This is a genomic window from Polaromonas sp., from assembly GCF_036676035.1.
Taxonomy (GTDB): Bacteria; Pseudomonadota; Gammaproteobacteria; order Burkholderiales; family Burkholderiaceae_C; genus Polaromonas.
On the sequence record NZ_JAKFDR010000044.1, the window covers coordinates 20231 to 38645 of the forward strand.

Annotated in this window: 11 protein-coding genes; 6 read left to right on the plus strand and 5 right to left on the minus strand. The window is 63.9% G+C overall.

The genetic code is table 11. The annotated features are described in order from the left end of the window. The first annotated feature begins 4 nt into the window (after positions 1-4). The 4 genes from V6M61_RS07075 (at position 5) to V6M61_RS07090 (ending at position 5305) form a co-directional block, all read left to right on the plus strand. The gene (locus V6M61_RS07075; protein WP_442957742.1) at positions 5-2485 is read left to right on the plus strand and encodes a branched-chain amino acid ABC transporter ATP-binding protein/permease; all 2481 of its coding nucleotides are present in this window, start codon (positions 5-7) and stop codon (positions 2483-2485) included. Between the two features lie 31 nt (positions 2486-2516). Beyond that, entirely contained in the window at positions 2517-3293 is a 777-nt protein-coding gene (locus tag V6M61_RS07080) for an SDR family oxidoreductase (RefSeq protein ID WP_332775863.1), read from the plus strand. 47 nt (positions 3294-3340) lie between these two features. Next, positions 3341-4273: a 3-hydroxyacyl-CoA dehydrogenase gene (locus tag V6M61_RS07085; RefSeq protein ID WP_332775864.1), complete on the plus strand. Its 933-nt coding sequence runs from the start codon at positions 3341-3343 to the stop codon at positions 4271-4273. A gap of 99 nt (positions 4274-4372) precedes the next feature. Next, a complete protein-coding gene (locus V6M61_RS07090; protein ID WP_332775865.1) occupies positions 4373-5305 on the plus strand; it encodes a 3-keto-5-aminohexanoate cleavage protein in 933 nt (310 codons plus the stop codon). A gap of 39 nt (positions 5306-5344) precedes the next feature. On the opposite strand, the gene V6M61_RS07095 is transcribed toward V6M61_RS07090, so the two are convergent. From V6M61_RS07095 to V6M61_RS07115, 5 genes are all read right to left on the minus strand, one after another. Continuing rightward, positions 5345-5773 (minus strand): hotdog fold thioesterase, encoded by a 429-nt coding sequence (locus tag V6M61_RS07095; protein WP_332775866.1) that lies wholly within the window; start codon positions 5771-5773, stop codon positions 5345-5347. Between the two features lie 279 nt (positions 5774-6052). Further along, the gene (locus V6M61_RS07100; protein ID WP_332775867.1) at positions 6053-7381 is read right to left on the minus strand and encodes a solute carrier family 23 protein; all 1329 of its coding nucleotides are present in this window, start codon (positions 7379-7381) and stop codon (positions 6053-6055) included. 211 nt (positions 7382-7592) lie between these two features. After that, positions 7593-8729, minus strand: coding sequence for a thiolase family protein (locus tag V6M61_RS07105; protein WP_332775868.1), 1137 nt, complete (start codon positions 8727-8729; stop codon positions 7593-7595). Positions 8730-8736: 7 nt separating this feature from the next. Continuing rightward, positions 8737-9630, minus strand: coding sequence for an alpha/beta fold hydrolase (locus V6M61_RS07110; RefSeq protein ID WP_332775869.1), 894 nt, complete (start codon positions 9628-9630; stop codon positions 8737-8739). A 255-nt stretch (positions 9631-9885) separates the two neighbouring features. Continuing rightward, positions 9886-10488 (minus strand): TetR/AcrR family transcriptional regulator, encoded by a 603-nt coding sequence (locus V6M61_RS07115; RefSeq protein ID WP_332775870.1) that lies wholly within the window; start codon positions 10486-10488, stop codon positions 9886-9888. 643 nt (positions 10489-11131) lie between these two features. Here V6M61_RS07115 and V6M61_RS07120 point away from each other — a divergent pair. Continuing rightward, on the plus strand, positions 11132-12829 hold the full coding sequence (locus V6M61_RS07120; RefSeq protein ID WP_442957743.1) for a ShlB/FhaC/HecB family hemolysin secretion/activation protein: 1698 nt from the start codon (positions 11132-11134) through the stop codon (positions 12827-12829). A 27-nt stretch (positions 12830-12856) separates the two neighbouring features. Further along, positions 12857-18415 (plus strand): two-partner secretion domain-containing protein (locus V6M61_RS07125; RefSeq protein WP_332775872.1); only part of this gene is annotated, 5559 nt, incomplete at its 3' end.

Genomic DNA, 18415 nt, shown 5'->3' on the forward strand with positions numbered 1-18415 from the left:
CGCGATGCTCGTCGTTCCCTTCCTGCTGCAGGCCATGGGCCTGACCTTGACGTCGTCCACCGATGTCGTCATATTCGCCATCGCCGCCATGGGCTTGAACCTGCTGGTCGGCTACACAGGCCTCACCTCATTCGGTCACGGCGCCTGGTTCGGCATCGGCGCCTACGCAGCCGCACTGATTCAAAAATATTGGTTTCCCGGCCAGATCGTGCTGCCCTTCGTGATGGCCGTGCTGTTCGTCGCATTGCTGGCAACGGTCGTTGGCTTTCTGATCCTGCGCCGCCGCGGCGTGTACTTCTCGCTGCTGACGCTGGCGCTGTCGGCACTGACATTTGCCATTGCCTTCCGCTGGACCGCCTTCACCGGGGGTGAGTCGGGCTTGGGCGGGGTGGTGCGGCCCGCGCTGGGGCCGGTCAACCTCGATGCGCCGATCCCGTTCCACATCGTGGTCAGCGTGATCGGGCTGGCCGTGGTGTACCTGTTGCTGCGCGTGATCCGCTCCCCGTTTGGCCACACCATGGTGGCCATCCGCGAGAACGAACAACGCGCCACATTCCAGGGTTACAACACGACCCACTACAAACTGGCCATGTTTGTGCTGTCCGCATCCGTCACGGGGCTGGCCGGCGCCTTGCTCGCCTTTCATCACCGTTTCGCCTCCGCTGAGCCGACCTCGGTTGCGTTTTCCGGCGAACTGCTGGCCATGGTGGTGATGGGCGGCATGCGCAGCTTTCTCGGCCCCGCACTGGGGGCGCTGTTCTACATCCTGTTCCGCGAGTTCCTGTCGATCTGGACCGAAAACTGGCTGCTGTGGTTTGGGCTGGTCTTTGTCGGTTTCATCCTGTTTTCGCCCACCGGGCTGGTCGGCATCTGGAGCCAGCTGAAGAAACGCTGGAAGCCCGCGCTGGAAGTCGGTGCGGCCATGAGCCTGCGCAAAATTTATGAAGGCTTGCCGCTGCCCGGTTTTCTGCGTCCCCAGGCCCAGCAAGGCGTCGTGCTGGAGGTCCAGGCCATTGACAAGCATTTCGGCGGCATCCAGGCCGTCAGGAATGCGCAGCTCACCTTGCATGCGGGAGAAATCCACGCCCTGATCGGCCCGAATGGCGCGGGCAAGACCACCACCTTCAATCTGATTTCGGGCATGTTTGCGCCAGACCGCGGCACGGTCAAGCTCAATGGCCGGCAGATCCAGGGCCTGTCGCCTCACGACATTTGTCAGCAAGGGCTGGCTCGCTCGTTCCAGATCACCAATCTGTTCCGTGGCCTGTCGATCTATGAAAACCTGCGGCTGTCGCTGCAGGCACGTCACACGGCGCGCTTCAACATGTGGCGCGACATCGACAGCTACCCGCAAATTCATGCCGAGACATCCGAGCTCATGAAGTTTCTGGGGCTCGAAGGCATGGAGAAAATCGAAGGCGGCGAATTGTCCTATGGCGGGCAACGGCTGGTGGACCTGGGCATTGCGCTGGGTTCCAAGCCGCATGTGCTGCTGATGGACGAGCCCCTGGCCGGCTTGGCCGCGGCCGAGCGCGAGCGGGTATCGCATCTGGTCAAAACCATCGCCAGCAATATTCCGGTGCTGATCGTCGAGCACGACATTGATCGCGTGCTCGGTTTCTCGCAGCAAGTCACGGTGATGAACCAGGGCAGCGTGCTGATGGCGGGCACGCCCGACGAAGCGCGGGCCGACCAGCGCGTGCAGGAAATCTATACCGGCACCGGCACGCCGCCCGTCACCGGCCGCATGGCGGGTGACGCAAGCAGCCGGCCGCAGCTGCTGCGCTTCGAGGGTGTCAATGCCTTCTACGGCAAGAGCCACATACTGAATGATGCCTCGCTGGAGGTCCGCGAAGGCGAAATCGTTGCGCTGCTGGGGCGCAATGGCGCCGGTAAATCCACGTTGCTCAAGACCCTGACCGGGTTGCTCAAACCTGCATCCGGCCAGATCGAATATGCCGGCCGCAACATCGCCGGCCTGCCGGCACCGGACATCGCGCGCATGGGCATCGGCTATGTGCCGCAAGGCCGCGGCCTGTTCTCCGGCATGACGGTGGCCGAAAACCTGTCACTGGGGCGGCTGGCGCGCGCCACTGACGGCAGCAACGGATGCGTATGGAGCGAAGAAAAAATCCTGCAGTACTTCCCGCGCCTGAAAGAGCGCATGAACACCCACGCCGACTACCTGTCCGGCGGCGAGCAGCAGATGGTTGCGGTCGCGCGCGCCCTCTCGGGCAATGTCAGGCTGCTGCTGCTCGATGAACCGTTCGAAGGCCTGGCGCCGGCGGTGGTGCAGGAGCTGTTCACGGTGTTCGACCAGTTGCGCCGGGAGGTCTCCATCATCATCGTCGAGCACAACCTGGACTTGGTGCTGGCCCTGGCCGACCGGGTGTTTGCGCTGGAACGCGGCGCGGTCTTTCATACCGGCCCCGCGGAACCCCTGCTTAGCGATCTGGACTATCGCAAACAAATTCTCTGGCTGTAATTTTTTGATCAAGGAACACATGGAACAAGCTATGGATACAGGACTCAACGGCAAACGCGTCGTCGTCACGGCTGGCGCGCAAGGCATCGGCCTGGCCATCACGGGGGCTTTTGTGGCCGCCGGCGCGACCGTGCATATTTGCGATGTCAACGACGACTTTCTTGCGGATGCAAAAAGGAAATTTCCACAGGTCAGCCAGAGCCATACCGATGTGTCGAAGGCGGACCAGGTAGACGCCATGTTCGCGGAGCTGACCACCCGCTGGGGCGCGCTGGACGTGCTGGTCAACAATGCCGGCATTGCCGGGCCCACCGCCGCGGTGGAGGACACGGCGCCGGGTGACTGGGAGCAGACGATCGCCGTCAATCTGACCGGCCCGTTTCTCTGCACCCGGCGCGCGGTGCCCTTGCTGAAGGCGGCGGGCGGTGGCTCGATTGTCAATCTGTCGTCGATTGCCGGACGGCTTGGCTTTCCCTTGCGCACACCCTATTCAGCCTCCAAGTTCGGTGTCATCGGGTTGACCCAAACCTGGGCGATGGAACTGGGGCCCTCCAGAATCCGGGTCAACGCCATCCTGCCTGGCATTGTGGCCGGCGACAGGCAGGAGCGCGTGATCGCCGCCAAGGCGGCCTCTTACGGCATCGGTCATGAAGCCATGCGCCAGCGCCTGCTGTCCAAGGTGTCGCTGCGCAGCATGGTGACCGCGCAGGACATCGCCCACCAGATCATCTTTATTTGCTCGCCTGCCGGCGCATCGATCAGCGGGCAAAGCCTGTCGGTGTGCGGCAACGTCGAGCACCTCGGATAACGGTTGCATCCAAACTACTGAATGAGCACCACAACGGACGAACGACCATGAATGAACGCATTGCCATCGTCGGCGCAGGCCTGATTGGCCGCGCCTGGGCGATTGTTTTTGCCCGCGCGGGCTGCTCCGTCGCGATGTATGACGCCGATCCTGGCGCCCTGGCGCAGTGCCGCAAGCAGCTGGCCGAAAACATCGGCGATCTGGCGCAACACGGCCTGATTGCCGAGGCGCCTGACGTCGTGCTGGCGCGCATCACGCCGGTTGCCACGCTGGCTGCCGCCCTGGAGGGTGCCGTGCTGGTGCAGGAAAACGTGCGCGAAACCCTGGAGGTGAAGCGCGCCATTTTTGCCGAGATGGACCAGCTGGCAGCCCCTGACACCATTCTGGCCAGCTCGACCTCGTGGATCCCTGCTTCCGGGTTCTCCGCCGGCCTGCCGGGCCAGGGCCGCATCATGGTAGCGCATCCGGTCAATCCGCCCTACCTGGTGCCGCTGGTCGAGTTGGCACCGGCGCCGTGGACTTCCCCGGCCGCGGTCGAACGCGCGCGCGACCTCTATGCGCGCGCCGGCCAGTCGCCCGTGCTGCTGAAAAAAGAGATCACCGGCTTTCTCCTCAACCGGATCCAGGGCGCTGTGCTGAACGAAGCGCTCAACCTGTACGCCAACGGCTATGCCTCGGTGGAAGACCTGGACAAGGTGCTGAAAGATGGCCTCGGCCTGCGCTGGTCTTTCATGGGGCCGTTTGAGACCATCGACCTGAATGCGCCCGACGGCGTGGTCGATTACGCCCGGCGCTACGGCCCGACCTACCGCGAAGTAGCCTGCGGGCAACTGCCCAACGACTGGGACAGCGGCGTGCTGGCAGGCATTGAAGCCGAGCGCCGCTCGCTGCTGCCGGCCGACCAGCTGGGCGAGCGCGCCCGCTGGCGCGACAACCGGCTGATGGCACTGGTCGCGCATCAGCGCAAGCAGTCCGAGTGAATCGTGAATGGTGAATTCATACCCATTCATAACGGCTAACGCAATTGACCTACTGTTCTTTATTCCCCCACACCTCACATCTACCCCTCGGAGAATCTCATGAAAAAATCCAAAAAAGTCATCATCACCTGTGCCGTTACCGGCGCCATCCATACGCCGTCCATGTCGCCGTACCTGCCTGTCACGGGCCAGGAGATTGCCGACGCCGCCATTGGCGCGGCGCTGGCGGGCGCCTCCATCGTCCACCTGCATGCGCGCAAGCCGGAGGACGGCTCCCCGTCGCAGGACCCGGAGTTGTTCAAGGCCTTCCTGCCGCAGATCAAGGCCGCGTCGGACGTCGTGATCAACATCACCACGGGCGGCGCACCCACCATGCTGGTGGCCGAACGCCTGGTGCCCGTGCATACCTTCAAGCCCGAGGTCGCGTCGCTGAACATGGGGTCGATGAACTTTGGCTTGTACGGCATGCTGGAGCGTTTCAAGGAATTCAGGCACGAGTGGGAGCGTCCCTACCTGGCCAACAGCGACGACCGCGTTTTCAGAAACACCTTCAAGGACATTGCCTACATTCTGGAAAGCTGCGCCAACAACGGCACCCGGTTTGAAATCGAGTGCTACGACATTGGGCATCTCTATACCGCCGCCCATTTCATCGAGCGCGGGCTGATCAAGCCGCCCTTCCTGATCCAGTCGGTGTTTGGCCTGCTGGGCGGCATCGGGCCGCATCCGGAGGATGTGGCGCACATGAAGCGCACGGCAGACCGCCTGTTCGGCGACGACTACGTCTGGTCCGTGCTGGGCGCGGGCCGCAACCAGATGCCGATTGCGGCCCAGTCGCTGGCGATGGGTGGCCATGTGCGGGTGGGACTGGAGGACTCGCTGTGGGATGGCCCGGGCCGTCTGGCCAAAACCAATGCCGATCAGGTCACGCGTGCGCGCACCCTGCTGGAGGCCCTGAGTCTGGAGGTTGCCACGCCGGATGAAGCGCGCCAGATCCTGAATCTGAAGGGAAGGAACAACGTCAACTTCTGATCGGGCACCGCCGGCTGCCGGCAGTACCCGGCGCGGTTGTCACGGCAGTTTTGGCGCCAGCACCGCCATCGTGATGCGCGACACGCAGCTCATCTCGCCGGCGTCGTTGTGCATGTCGATCTGCCAGACCTGGGTGGTGCGGCCTATGTGCACCGGCCGTGCGATGCCGGTGACCCAGCCGCTGGTCACGCCCTTGAGGTGGTTGGCATTGATGTCCAGTCCGACGGCGCGGTAGCCCTCGGGGCAGGAATAGGCCGCGCCGCAGGAGCCCAGCGTTTCGGCCAGTACGACGGACACGCCGCCGTGCAGCAGGCCATAAGGCTGGACCGTGCGGCGGTCCACTGGCACGCGGGCGCGAATGAAATCATCACCGACTTCCAGGAACTCGATGCCCAGATGGGTGACGGCGCTGTTGGCGTTGGACGCCGTGAGCCGTTCGACGGAGATGGCTTGTTTCCAGATGCGCATGACGGGTTCCCGGGTGAGTGCAAGGGATTGGATCGTGAAATGGCCCGGCGCTGCGTCACCAACCGGACAGGGCTTGAGCAGGCGATGATTTAGGCCCCCACGGTCGTTCACTGCGTGTAGCTCCCTGCCCCCCGAGGGGGCCGTCGCTTGCTCGGGACGGCCCTTCGCTGCACGCTAGATGTCCGCATTATCGCCGCCGAGGGCTGCTTCCTTGACTGATTGTCAGGTTTCTTAAGTAAGAAGCGCGTGCAGCCCGCGAGTTGCATGCGCTGTTAGCTATTAAATTGATAGCGAATTGGGCGCTGGCTTAACCTTGCGATTCAGCAGCGCGTACAGCAGGATGGCGCCAAAGGTCGCGGTGCCTATGCCGCCCAGCGCAAACTGGCCAAACTTCAGCGTGAAGTCGCCGGTGCCCAGCACCAGCGTGATGGCCGCCACCAGCAGGTTTTTGTTGTCCGAGAAATCGACCTTGTTGCTGACCCAGATTTTCGCGCCGGCCACAGCGATCAGGCCAAACACCACAATGCTCACGCCGCCCATCACCGGCAGCGGAATCGCCTGGATCAGCGCGCCAAACTTGGGGCTGAAGCCCAGCAGCACGGCCATCAGGGCCGCTGCCACAAACACGGCGGTCGAGTAAATCTTGGTGGCCGCCATCACGCCAATGTTTTCCGCGTAGGTGGTCACGCCGGTGCCGCCGGTGCTGCCCGAGACCATGGTGGCCACACCGTCGCCGATGAAGGCGCGGCCCATGTACTGATCCAGGTTTTTGCCGGTCATGGCCGTGACCGCCTTGATGTGGCCCAGGTTTTCCGCCACCAGAATGATGGCAACCGGCGCAATCAGCAGCATGGCGTTGGCGCTGAAGACCGGAGCGGCAAAGCCGGGCATGCCGATCCAGGCGGCATTGGCAATCGTGGAGAGGTCGACCGGCTTTCCCATACCCAAGCCAACCAGGCCCAGCCCGTTGGTCAGCGCTGCGTAGATCAGGGTGGCGACCATCAGGCCGACCAGAATCAACAGGCGCTGCACCATGCCGCGTGTCATCACGGCAACCAGCGCCACGCTGACAAAGGTCACCACCTGCATCCATGAATCAAAGTTGCTGGCGGCCATGTTCTTGATCGGGATGCCGGCCAGATTCAGGCCAATCACGGCCACCACGGCGCCCGTGACCACAGGCGGCATGAAGTGCTCGATCCAGCCCGTGCCCGCGGCCTGCACGATGAAGCCGATCAGGGTGTAGAGCACGCCGCAGGCGATGATGCCGCCCAGGGCCAGGCCGATGCTGGCATTGGGCCCCTTGCCGGCATAGGCCGTGGCGGCAATCACCACGCCAATGAAGGAAAAGCTTGAGCCCAGGTAGCTGGGCACCTTGCCGCCGGTGATCAGGAAGAAGATCAGCGTGCCGATGCCGCTCATCAAAATCGCGATGTTGGGATCAAAACCCATCAGGATGGGGGCCAGCACCGTGGCGCCAAACATCGCAATCACGTGCTGCACGCCCATCACCGCGGTCTGCGGCCAGGGCAGGCGCTCGTCCGGGCCAATCACGCCACCCTGTTGCAGCACCGTGCTGCTTTTCTCGGTCCAGTCAAACATTCCCATCACCGCTCCTTTTTAAAGTGTGGCAATGCTATGGGTAATGACCGTGCCGCGCAAGCCGCGTTGCAAGAGTGCGCAGCTTGCGCGGTGCTAGACGTACGGTTCAGTCAGACACCACACCCCGTTCGGGCTGAGCTTGTCGAAGCCCTCTAGGCTTGCGACCCGACCCTTCGACAGGCTCAGGGCGAACGGCTTGATTGAACGGGTATTGGCCCTAGACGCGTTCCAATACGGTGGCAATGCCCTGGCCGCCGCCTATGCACTGCGTGGCCAGCGCATAGCGGGCACCGGTGCGTTGCAGCAGGCCCGCGGCCTTGCCGGTGATGCGTGCGCCGGTAGCGCCCAGCGGATGCCCGAGCGCGAGCGCACCGCCGTCGAGGTTGAGCTTGCGCGGGTCGATCTCGAGGTCGCGCAGGCAAGCCAAGGCCTGCGACGCGAACGCCTCGTTGAGCTCGACCAGGTCGATGTCGGCCATCGTGAGCCTGGCCCGCGCCAGCGCCTTGCGGCTCGCGGGCACGGGGCCTATGCCCATGATCTCGGGCGGACAACCCGCCACCGCGATGGCCTTGATCTGTGCCAGCGGCTTGAGTCCGTGGGCATGGACAAAATCTTCGCTGGCCACCAGCACGGCCGTCGCACCGTCGGTCAGCGGCGACGAGGTGCCGGCCGTCACGCTGCCGGTTTCCAGAAACGCCGGCTTGAGCTGGGCCAGGCCTTCGGCCGAGGTGGTGGGGCGCGGGCAGCCATCGGCGTCGATCAGCGTGCCGTCGCCGAGCTGCACCGGCACGATCTCGCGTTCGAACGCCCCGGTGCGCGCGGCGGTCGCGGCCTTTTGCTGGCTGGCCGTGGCGAACAACTCCTGCTCGCTGCGGGGGATCGCATAGCGGTTGGCGAGATTCTCGGCCGTCATGCCCATGGCGGTGTAGGCCTCGGGATAATCCGCCAACAGCCTCGGGTTGGGCGAGCTGTTGAGCCCGCCCTGCGGCACCATGCTCATCGACTCCACGCCGACGCAGAGAAACGCCTCGCCGGCGCCGGTGGCAATGCTGCCGACGGCCACGTGGATGGCCGACATTGACGAGCCGCAGAAGCGGTTCATGGTGATGCCGGCCACGCTGCTCGGCAGGCCGGCGAGAAAGCCGACGATGCGCGCGAGGTTGTCGCCCTGCGCACCCTCGGGGTAGGCGCAGCCGAGGATGATGTCCTCGATCAGCCCGGGTTCGAACGGCTGGCGCGCCAGCAGGCTGCGCACGACCTGGGCCGCGAGATCGTCGGGGCGCAGGCCCGCAAGCTGGCCCTTGCGGGCGAAGTGGAACGGCGAGCGGGCGAAGTCAACAATATAGGCGTTCATGGGGGCATCACTCCTTTGACGCCACGAATCGCGCGACCTGCTGCAGCACCTCGGGGTCCTTGAGGATGCGCCGGTGGCCCAGGTCTTCAGTGGCCAGCAGGCGTGCGCTGCCAATCGCATCGCGGTAGGCCTCGCCATCGGCAAAGCGGTTGATGCTGTCGCGCCGGTCATGCACCACCAGCGTGGGCATGGCGATGCGCGGGCCCACCGCCGCCGGTTCAAACTGCGGCATCAAAATGCCTTCGCGCGCTTCCACGCGCCGCTGCATTGCCGCGCGCGTGGTCTCGCTCAGGCCAAACACATGGGCAAACAGGCGCGTGTACTCATGCGGCGAGGCGGGCGGAGCCAGCAGCACCAGCCGCCTCACCGGCAGGCCGCGACTGGCGGCATAGGCGCTGGCGTTGGCCGCCAGCGAATGCGCCACCAGGCCATGCACGCTGTAGCCCTGCTGCTGCAGGCGCGCCGTGACGTACTCGATCACGCGCGCAAACTGTGGCAGGTTGCTGGTCGAGCCGCGGCTGCGCCCGTGCGCGGGCATCTCGACGATCACGGGCCGCAGGCCCTGCGCCGCCAGCGTGTCGGCCAGCGCCAGCATCTGGCCGGCGTGCCCGCCCCAGCCGTGTACCAGCAGCACCACCGGGCCATGCGGCGCGATCGGGCGGGAATAAAGCGTCAGGCTGGCGTCTTCAAACGGCCACTGCTCGATGTGCCAGTCGGGGCTCCAGGCCTTGCGCCGGCTCAGCCATTTGGGCGGCAGCGGCGTACCGAACAGGCGGTAGGCCGCGCGCACGGCCAGCGCCGGCCACAGGCGCTGCGAGGCACCCAGGCCCCAGCGGAACATCCGCGTGACCGGGCTGGCGTTGTAGTAGGCCGTGGTGGCCTGCAGGGATGTGCGTGTCATGGGACTCTCCACTTTTGAATCAGCCGGGGGCCAGGCCCCAGCCTAAATTTCAGTAATAAATCCAGTCTTGATTGCTGCGCGGCAACTGGCGCAGCGAGGCCAGCGCGGCCATCACGCCGCGTACCAGCAGAAAACCAGCGATTGAAAAAATGATGATCAACATGGCATTTTCCTTTTTTCGCACGATCGTGCGAAATTAGAGCAAGCACAAAACAAATACAAGGCAATCAAAGGCACGCGGGCCTCCCTCAACGATCAGGCTTTATAGCTGTTAATCAGGCGCTCCCAGGACGCCTGGGTGCGTTCGGCCGCACGCGGGTCGCGCAGAAAGCGCGCATCGTGCAACAGGCCAATGGACAGGCTGCTGATTTCGCTGACCAGCTGCTCGGGGTCGGTGTTGGGCTGCAGGTGACCGGCATCGATGGCCTGCATGACGGTGCGGCGCAAGGCGGCGCGCCAGCGCGTCACTTCCTGCAGCAGGGTGTCGCGCAGCTCGCCCTCCTTGTCGTCCAGCTCGAATGCGCCGGCCGTGTAGATGCAGCCTTGCTCCACTTCGACATCGCGCATGCGCACAATCCAGCGGCGCACGATTTCGTTGAGGCGCGGCAGGCCTTTGGGCTGCTGCATGGCCGGCACAAAGACATCGGCCAGAAAACGCCGGCCGAATTCCTCGATCACGGCTTTTTGCAGGGCCTCGCGCGAGCCGATGCGCGAGAACACGCCGCTCTTGGACAAGCCGATGCGGTCCGCCACCGCCTGCAGCGTGATGGCCTCCAGCCCTTCCGCAGACGCGAGGTCAACCCCGGCGCCTATGATGGCGGCGCGGGTCAGCTCACTTTTCTGGGTTTTGGCGTCCATGGCGCGGATATTAGCACGATTGTGCGAAATTGCAAACCCGTAAAACCACTTGGCTCTTGCCAGGGAGGGTCTGCAAAATCCCATTCGCAGCTTATTGCTCAAAGACAACACTTGCTCAGCAGTCCGTAACGAAGGCGACGCCAGCCATGCTGTCATTCTGAGCAACGCGAAGAATCTTGCCAGCATACCGGGATCCTTCGCTGCGCTCAGGATGACAAAGTATGTCGCGCTAGCTTCGGACTGCTGAGTAAGCACTTACGACCTGTCAGAACTGACAGGGATGCTCCACCGCGTTCAACAAAACCCGGCAATGATCTGACCGCGCAACTCGAAGCTGAAAGGCTCAGAAGACTTATGTCGCATCAGATATAAGCATGCTAAGTCGATAGTTGTGAATTAGTTTCTGAAAAAGCAAAAAAATAATTCGCAAGCATTAACGATGCGCCTCGATTGGGTCGCTTTCAAATTTAAACTGCGCGATAACACCGGACCAAAGTCTGGGTAACAAGAAGAACGAATCAGGAGCGCGTGATTGGCCAAGCCACACGATGACTTGGGTGAATCACTCGGGGTAGTGCCAGCGTGCACGAAAAACAGCGCAAATCTCAAGCTCAGCACTTTCAGCGCAGGGATTGGCTTGGCCATTTCTTGCTTGACCGGTCAAGCGCTCGCCCAGGCAGCCCCCCAAACCAGTGCCGCGCAAGAGGAGCGCCGGGCGCAGGAGCGAGACCGTGTTCTGCGTGAGCAGCAGGAACGCACACCTGATGTGCGTCTGCCCAGGCCTCCAGAGGCCGAATCTCCCAGGCTGCCGGCAGCCGAGTCACCTTGCTTCGTGATCCATCAGCTCAGGCTCCAGGGCGTCGATGGCGACAAAGCCGCGCCGGTAGCCCAGTTTGCATGGGCACTGGATGCGGCGGCAGGCCCGGACCACAGCGACTCCCCGACAGGCCGTTGCCTGGGCGCCCAAAGCGTGGGCCTGCTGATCAAGCGGGTGCAAAACGCCATCATCGCGCGCGGCTATGTCACCACCCGCGTCCTGGCCGAGCCGCAAGACCTCAAGGGCGGCATTTTGTCGCTCACCGTGATCCCCGGACGCATTCGCGCCATACGGTTTTCAGCCGACAGCGACGCGCGGGGCAACCCCTGGACCGCCGTGCCCGCCAAACCAGGCGACATCCTGAACCTGCGCGACATCGAACAAGCGCTGGAAAACTTCAAGCGCGTGCCGACCGCTGAAGCCGATATCCAGATCGAACCGGCCAATGGAGCAGATGCCCGGCCGGGCCAGAGCGACCTGGTGATCAGCTATCGGCAGGCCCTTCCCTTTCGTCTGTCGCTCTTTGCCGACGACAGCGGCTCCAAGGCCACCGGCAAGTACCAGGGCGGCATGACGCTGTCTTACGACAACTGGTGGACGCTCAACGACCTGTTCTACGTCTCGCTCAACCGTGACCTTGGCGGCGGCCTGGACGGCGCGCGAGGCACCTACGGCAATACGGTGCATTACTCGGTGCCGCTGGGCTATTGGTTGCTGGGCGCCACGGCCAGCAACAACCGCTATTACCAGTCAGTGGCGGGCGCCAACCAGACCTATGTGTACCGCGGCACCAGCAGCAACGTGGAAGTCAAGTTGTCTCGGCTGATGTACCGCGATGCAGCGCGCAAGACGACGGTTGCCATCCGTGCCTTCAAGCGCGCGTCCAACAACTACATTGACGACACCGAGGTTGAAGTCCAGCGCCGGGTGGTCGGTGGCTTCGAGGCCAGTGTGAGCCATCGTGAATTCATCGGCAACGCAACGCTGGATATGAACCTGGCCTACAAGCGCGGCACCGGCACTTTCGGCTCTCTGCCCGCGCCCGAGGAAGCCTTCGGTGAAGGAACGTCGCGAATGAGAATAAGCACCGCGGACGCCACCTTCAACGCACCGTTCAAGGCACTTAGCCAGAACTTGCGCTACACCGGCGTTTGGCGCATCCAGCTCAATCACACCCCCCTGACCCCACAAGACCGCTTTGCCATAGGCGGGCGCTACACCGTGCGCGGCTTCGACGGTGAGTCCTCCCTGTCGGCCGAGCGCGGCTGGCTGTGGCGCAATGAACTCAGCCTGGCGCTGGGCGGCAGCGGCCAGGAAACCTATGTGGCTCTGGACCATGGTCAGGTGGGCGGGCCGTCCAGCGAATTTCTCGTGGGCAAGCGTTTGAGCGGCGCGGTGCTTGGTCTGCGGGGCTCGCTCAAGGGCTTGCAGTACGACATCTTTGTTGGCAAGCCCATCAAGAAGCCGGACGCATTCCAGACCGCCAAGGCCACAGCGGGCTTCTCCCTGAACTACAGCTTCTAGATTCAACTTTCTTGATACCGGACACTCATGAACAAGAACCTGCATCGCATCATTTTCAGCCAAGCACGCGGCCAGCGCATGGTGGTGCAGGAAACGGCTGCCAGCAGCGGCAAGGCCAATGGCGCGACGGAAGGTCAGCGGCCGGGAGGTTTGGACGACGCCGCAAGCACCGGCTATGCCCGACTGGGCCGCCTCGCTTTTGCGGTGTTGTGTCTGGCAGGCGCACCGTTGCACCTGATGTCAGCAGCCCAGGCGCAAATCGTTGCCGACCCCAGTGCGCCGGGAAACCAGCGCCCCACCGTTCTCAACACCGCCAACGGTGTACCCCAGGTCAACATACAAACCCCATCGGCCGCTGGCGTCAGTCGCAACACCTACAGCCGGTTCGACGTCAACCGGCCCGGCGCCATCCTCAACAACAGCCGCACCAATGCCCAAACCCAGCTCGGCGGCTGGGTGCAAGGCAATCCGTGGCTGGCCAGTGGCCCGGCGCGGGTGATTCTGAACGAAGTCAATTCCAGCAATCCTAGCCAGCTGCGCGGTTTTGTGGAGGTTGCCGGCAGCCGTGCCGAAGTGATCATTGCCAACCCGGCGGGCGTCAATATTGACGGCGGTGGATTCATCAATGCCAGCCGTGCCACCATCACCACCGGGGTTCCTTCCATGACGGGCGGCAACCTGGATGGATTTCTGGTGCAGCGGGGTCTGGTCACCATCAACGGCGCGGGTCTGGACGCAAGCCAGACGGACTACACCAGCATTCTGGCCAGGGCCGTGCAAGTCAATGCCCCGGTTTGGGCCAATGAGCTCAAGCTCACCACGGGCGCCAATCAGATCAGCGCCGACCAGACGCAGGCCGCTCCCATAGCGGGCGCGGGCCCTGCACCGGCTTTTGCGCTCGATGTTGCCCAGTTGGGCGGCATGTACGCGGGCAAGATTCATTTGATCAGCACGGAAGCCGGCGTGGGCGTGCGCAACAGCGGCCAGCTAAGTGCCGGTACCGGTCAGCTCACGCTCAGCGCGGACGGCTGGCTCCGAAATTCGGGCACTGTCAATGGCGCCACCGGCGTCACCCTCAGCGCCAGTGCCGGGATTGACAACAGCGGTACGGTGTACTCCCAGGGGGATGCCAGCCTGGCCACGCGCGGTGATGTTGCCAACAGCGGCGTCATCGCCGCTCAGGGCAACGTCACGGCGACCGCCCTCGGCGCCAGCAGCCAGGTCAGCAGCACAACAGGCTCCATCTGGGCGGCCGGTTTGAGGCCCGATGGGTCCGTATCGGCCAGCGGAAACCTTAATGTGCAAGCCACCCAGAACCTGGCCCTTCATGGCCGAAGCGTTTCTGGTGGAGATCAAAGCCATGCCGCCGCCCACCTTGATCTGTCCGGCAGCCAGCTCAGTGCCCGTGATTTGAACCTCGCCGCCACCGCCGGCGATGTGAACGCCAGCAACGCCAGTCTCGCGGCGGACCAGACTTTGACGGTGAGCGCGCGGCAGAATTTGCGCACCGATGGCGCCCGCGTGTCGGGCAATCAGCTCAACTTCAGCGCGCAAAGCCTGTCCAATGCAGGTGGCGAGATTGTTCAGACCGGTCTTGGCGACATGGCCATCAACCTGGCTGGTGACCTGAACAACGCGCAAGGGCGCATCGCTGCCAACGCCCAGAACCTGACACTGGCCGCACAAACGCTGACCAACACCACCGGCAAGATCGAGCACGCCGGTACCGGTCAATTGGCGATAACGGCCAACACTTTGAGCGGCACCAGCGGCCTGATTCAGAGCAACCATGCATTGAACCTGAACGCAGGCAGCGCAACGCTTGATGCCGCCCGCGTGGTGGCTGCTCAACTGGCCATTCACAGCAGCACCTTGAGCAATCGCGGCGGTGAAATCATCCAGAGCGGGACGGGCAACGCCAGCATCACCGCCACGACCTCGCTGGACAACAGCTCGGGTGTCATTGCCGGCTACGGCAACATCACGCTCACGACGGGCAAGCTGAAGAATCAGGGCGGCGTCATCCAGGCGGCGGGCGGAGCGGGCCTGACAATCAACGCCAGCGGCACCCTCGACAACTCGGCGCTGGGGAAAATCAGCGCGGACGGCGCCGCGCTGCTCACAGCGCAAAACATCGACAACAGCCGGGGCCAAATCAGTGCCGGCACCACGCTGACAGCCAGCGCAACGCAAGGCATCAACAACACGCAGGGCCTGCTGGCCTCCAACGGCCAAAACACCCTTATGGCCAGCACCATTGACAACACCCGGGGCACCATCAGTTCCGTCCAAGGCGGCCTGAGCCTCGGCACCACCGGCGGCGCCATCGACAACACACAGGGCCGTATCGAAGCGGCTCTGGATGTTCATACGGCCAGCAACGGCCTGACCAATGCCAGCGGCGTGATGACCGGCCAGGCGGTCAGCATTGACAGCCGCAGCCAGACCTTCAACAACACCGGCGGCACGCTCTCTGCGCGCGCCGCGCTGGACGTGCAAAGCGGGTCGTTGCTCAATGACGCCGGCCTGATCCAGGCCAACGCGCTGCTGACCATCAACACCCACGGCCAGCTGCTGGCCAATACCAACTCCGGAGCCAGCAAAGGCATTCTCGGGCAAGGCACGCTCGCCCTCGCGACGGGCGACCTGAACAACCAGGCCGGCTTCATCGGCGCCAGGGGCGGCATCACGGCCAACAGTGCGGTCATCAGCAATACGCAAAACGGCATCATGACCAGCGAGGCCGCCATGGTCTTGAACGCCACCCGGTTCAACAACCAGGGTGGCCAGCTACAGGCGCTGGGCGATGTCAGCGTCAATGTGGGCACGGGCGAGGTGGTCAACACGCAAGGCCTCATGCGTTCGGGCAACACCCTGACGGTAGCCGCCAGCAATATAGGGAACGACAACACACAGGCCAGCAGCCAGGGCCTGGAAGGTAAATCGGTCGCGCTGGCTGCCAACCATGTGAGCAACGCACAAGGCGCCATCCGTGCCGACCAGTCCGTGCAAATTGTCGGTACCGGCTCTCTCAACAACACCCAGGGCTTGGTGTCTTCAGGCCACACCGTGGACGTGCGCGACAGCCATGCCGCCAGCAACCCCGCGGCCAAGACCCAAAGCATCACCAATACGCAGGGCACGCTGATCGCCGGGCAGGCGCTGAACATCGACAGCGGCAGCCTGAGCGGGGACGGCAGAGTGTTGAGCCAGGGCGACCTGAGCGTCACCCTCAATGGTGATTTCACCCATACCGGCGAGTTCACGGCCAACGGCACGGCCAGCCTGAACATCCGCGGCGATCTCACCAACCACGCCAAACTGCTGGCCGGCAACACCATCAACGTGACTGCCGCCAACATCAACAACACCGCCACCGGTGAAATCAGCGCCGCCAACACCAACGTGACGGCCACCGGCACGCTGACCAACCGGGGGCTGATTGACGGGACGCAGACCCGGCTCAAGGCCACGACCGTGAACAACATCGGCACCGGCCGCATCTTTGGCACCGAGCTGGCGATTGCGGCCACCACGCTGAACAACGATGCAGAAAACGGCCAGGCCGCCGTCATTGCCGCCAGAAGCCGGCTCGACATCGGGGCCCAAACCCTCAACAACCGCGAAGGCGCCCTGCTCTTCAGTGCAGGGGACATGGCCATTGGCGGCAGTCTGGATATCAATTGGCGCGCTACCGGCCAGGCGCAGACCGTGAACAACAACAGTGCCACCATCGAAGCCCTGGGCGGGCTCGGCATTGCCACCGGCCAACTGAGCAACACCAACGAGCATTTCAGCTACACCGTCGTTCCTTCGGGCTCGGTCGGCAAAACCGACTACATCACGCCGCAGGGGGTGTATAGCGACGCCGATGTCGCCTGGCTGGGCGCGGAGAGAATCGAAGTATCGTTTTTTGGCGGCCCCTCCATGACGGTTGTGATGCGCGAAAAAATAGTGCCGAGCTCCAGCCCTTACGCCAACCCCAGGTTCAAGGCTTATTACGAGGGCCCCCCCGCATACAAGGCGCCGTACAGCTATGAAACAGGTGGCGGGGACGCCCCGCAGACCGTGAACGTGGCGGCCGCCTATAACTACACTGCTGATTCGCCCATCTGGGCCGACTTTGGCGTGGCCGCGCCGACGCAATCCTATGTGACGGCTCCGCAGCCATGGGCTGACTTGCAAGCCAAGCTCGACGTCTTCAAACCCCAGGTCACGGCCAGCCTGGTGGGCTACGACGTTTACCGCAGCTACACCGAGACCAGCTACACCGCGACAACGCTGGCCAGCAAGCCCGGCCAGATTCTGAGCGGGGGCGCCATGACGCTGGCCGCCAGCGATGCGCTGGTCAATGATAAGAGCAAGATCATTGCCGGCGGCGCGCTGAGCGTCACAGGCCGCAGCATCGACAACCGCACGGCCTCCGTCAGCGCCCCCAGCCAGCGCAGCGGCACCGCCTACAGCTGGGGCGTCATCGGACAGGACTGCGATTGGGCGTTTGGCTGCGACGATGTTTATGGCTGGCAGACCTCCGCCTACGCGCAAGAGATCCCCAAAACCGTCACGCTGGCGCTGGCCCAGAGCCAGGGCAACACGGCGCCGCCCAGGGTAGGCGCAAGCGTTCCGGCCAGCCCACTGGCCCCGGGCATTGGCCAAAGCGCGGCTGGGGCCGGCTCCCCCGGCGTTCAACTGGGGCAAGCTCAAAGCGTGGGCACCATCACCCAAATTGCCGCCATCAACCGCAACACCCCGGGCGCTCTGCCCAGCGTCATTCGCACCACCGTGCCGAACACGGCGATCCCCGGCAACAGCCTGTTTCGCGTCAACCCGGCGCCATCGAGCCGGTATCTGGTCGAGACCGATCCGCGATTTGCCAGCTACAAGACCTGGCTGAGCAGCGACTACCTGCTCAGCGCGCTGCGCCTGGACCCGGCCACCCTGCAAAAGCGGCTGGGCGATGGCTTCTACGAGCAGCGCCTGATCAACGAGCAGGTGGCGCAGCTGACCGGCCAGCGCTTTCTGCAAGGGTTTGCCAGCGACGAGGCCCAATACCGCGCCCTGATCGACAGCGGCGTCACCGTGGCGCGGCAATGGAGCCTGCGCCCCGGCATCGCGCTGAGCGCCGCCCAAATGGCCCAGCTCACCAGCGACATCGTCTGGCTGGTCGAGCGCGAAGTGAGCCTGGACTATGGAAGTATCCAGAAAGTGCTGGTTCCCCAAGTCTATGTCGCCGTCAAGCCCGGCGACCTCAAGAGCGACGGCAGCCTGCTGGCCGGCCAGAGCGTCAAGCTCAACCTCTCCGGCGACCTGGCCAACAGCGGCACCATCGCCGGGCGCACCATCGTCGCCCTCAACGCCGACAACGTGCACAACCTGGCCGGCCGCATCCAGGGCCAGGACGTGACGGTGGCCGCCAAAACCGATTTGAACAACATCGGCGGCGTGATCCAGGCAGACAAGCGCCTGCTGGCCACGGCCGGGCGCGACCTGAATGTGGTCAGCACCACTCAAAGCGCCCGCAGCAGCGCCGGCGCGGGGGTTTACGACTACACCGGACTGGACCGCATGGCCGGCCTGTACGTTACC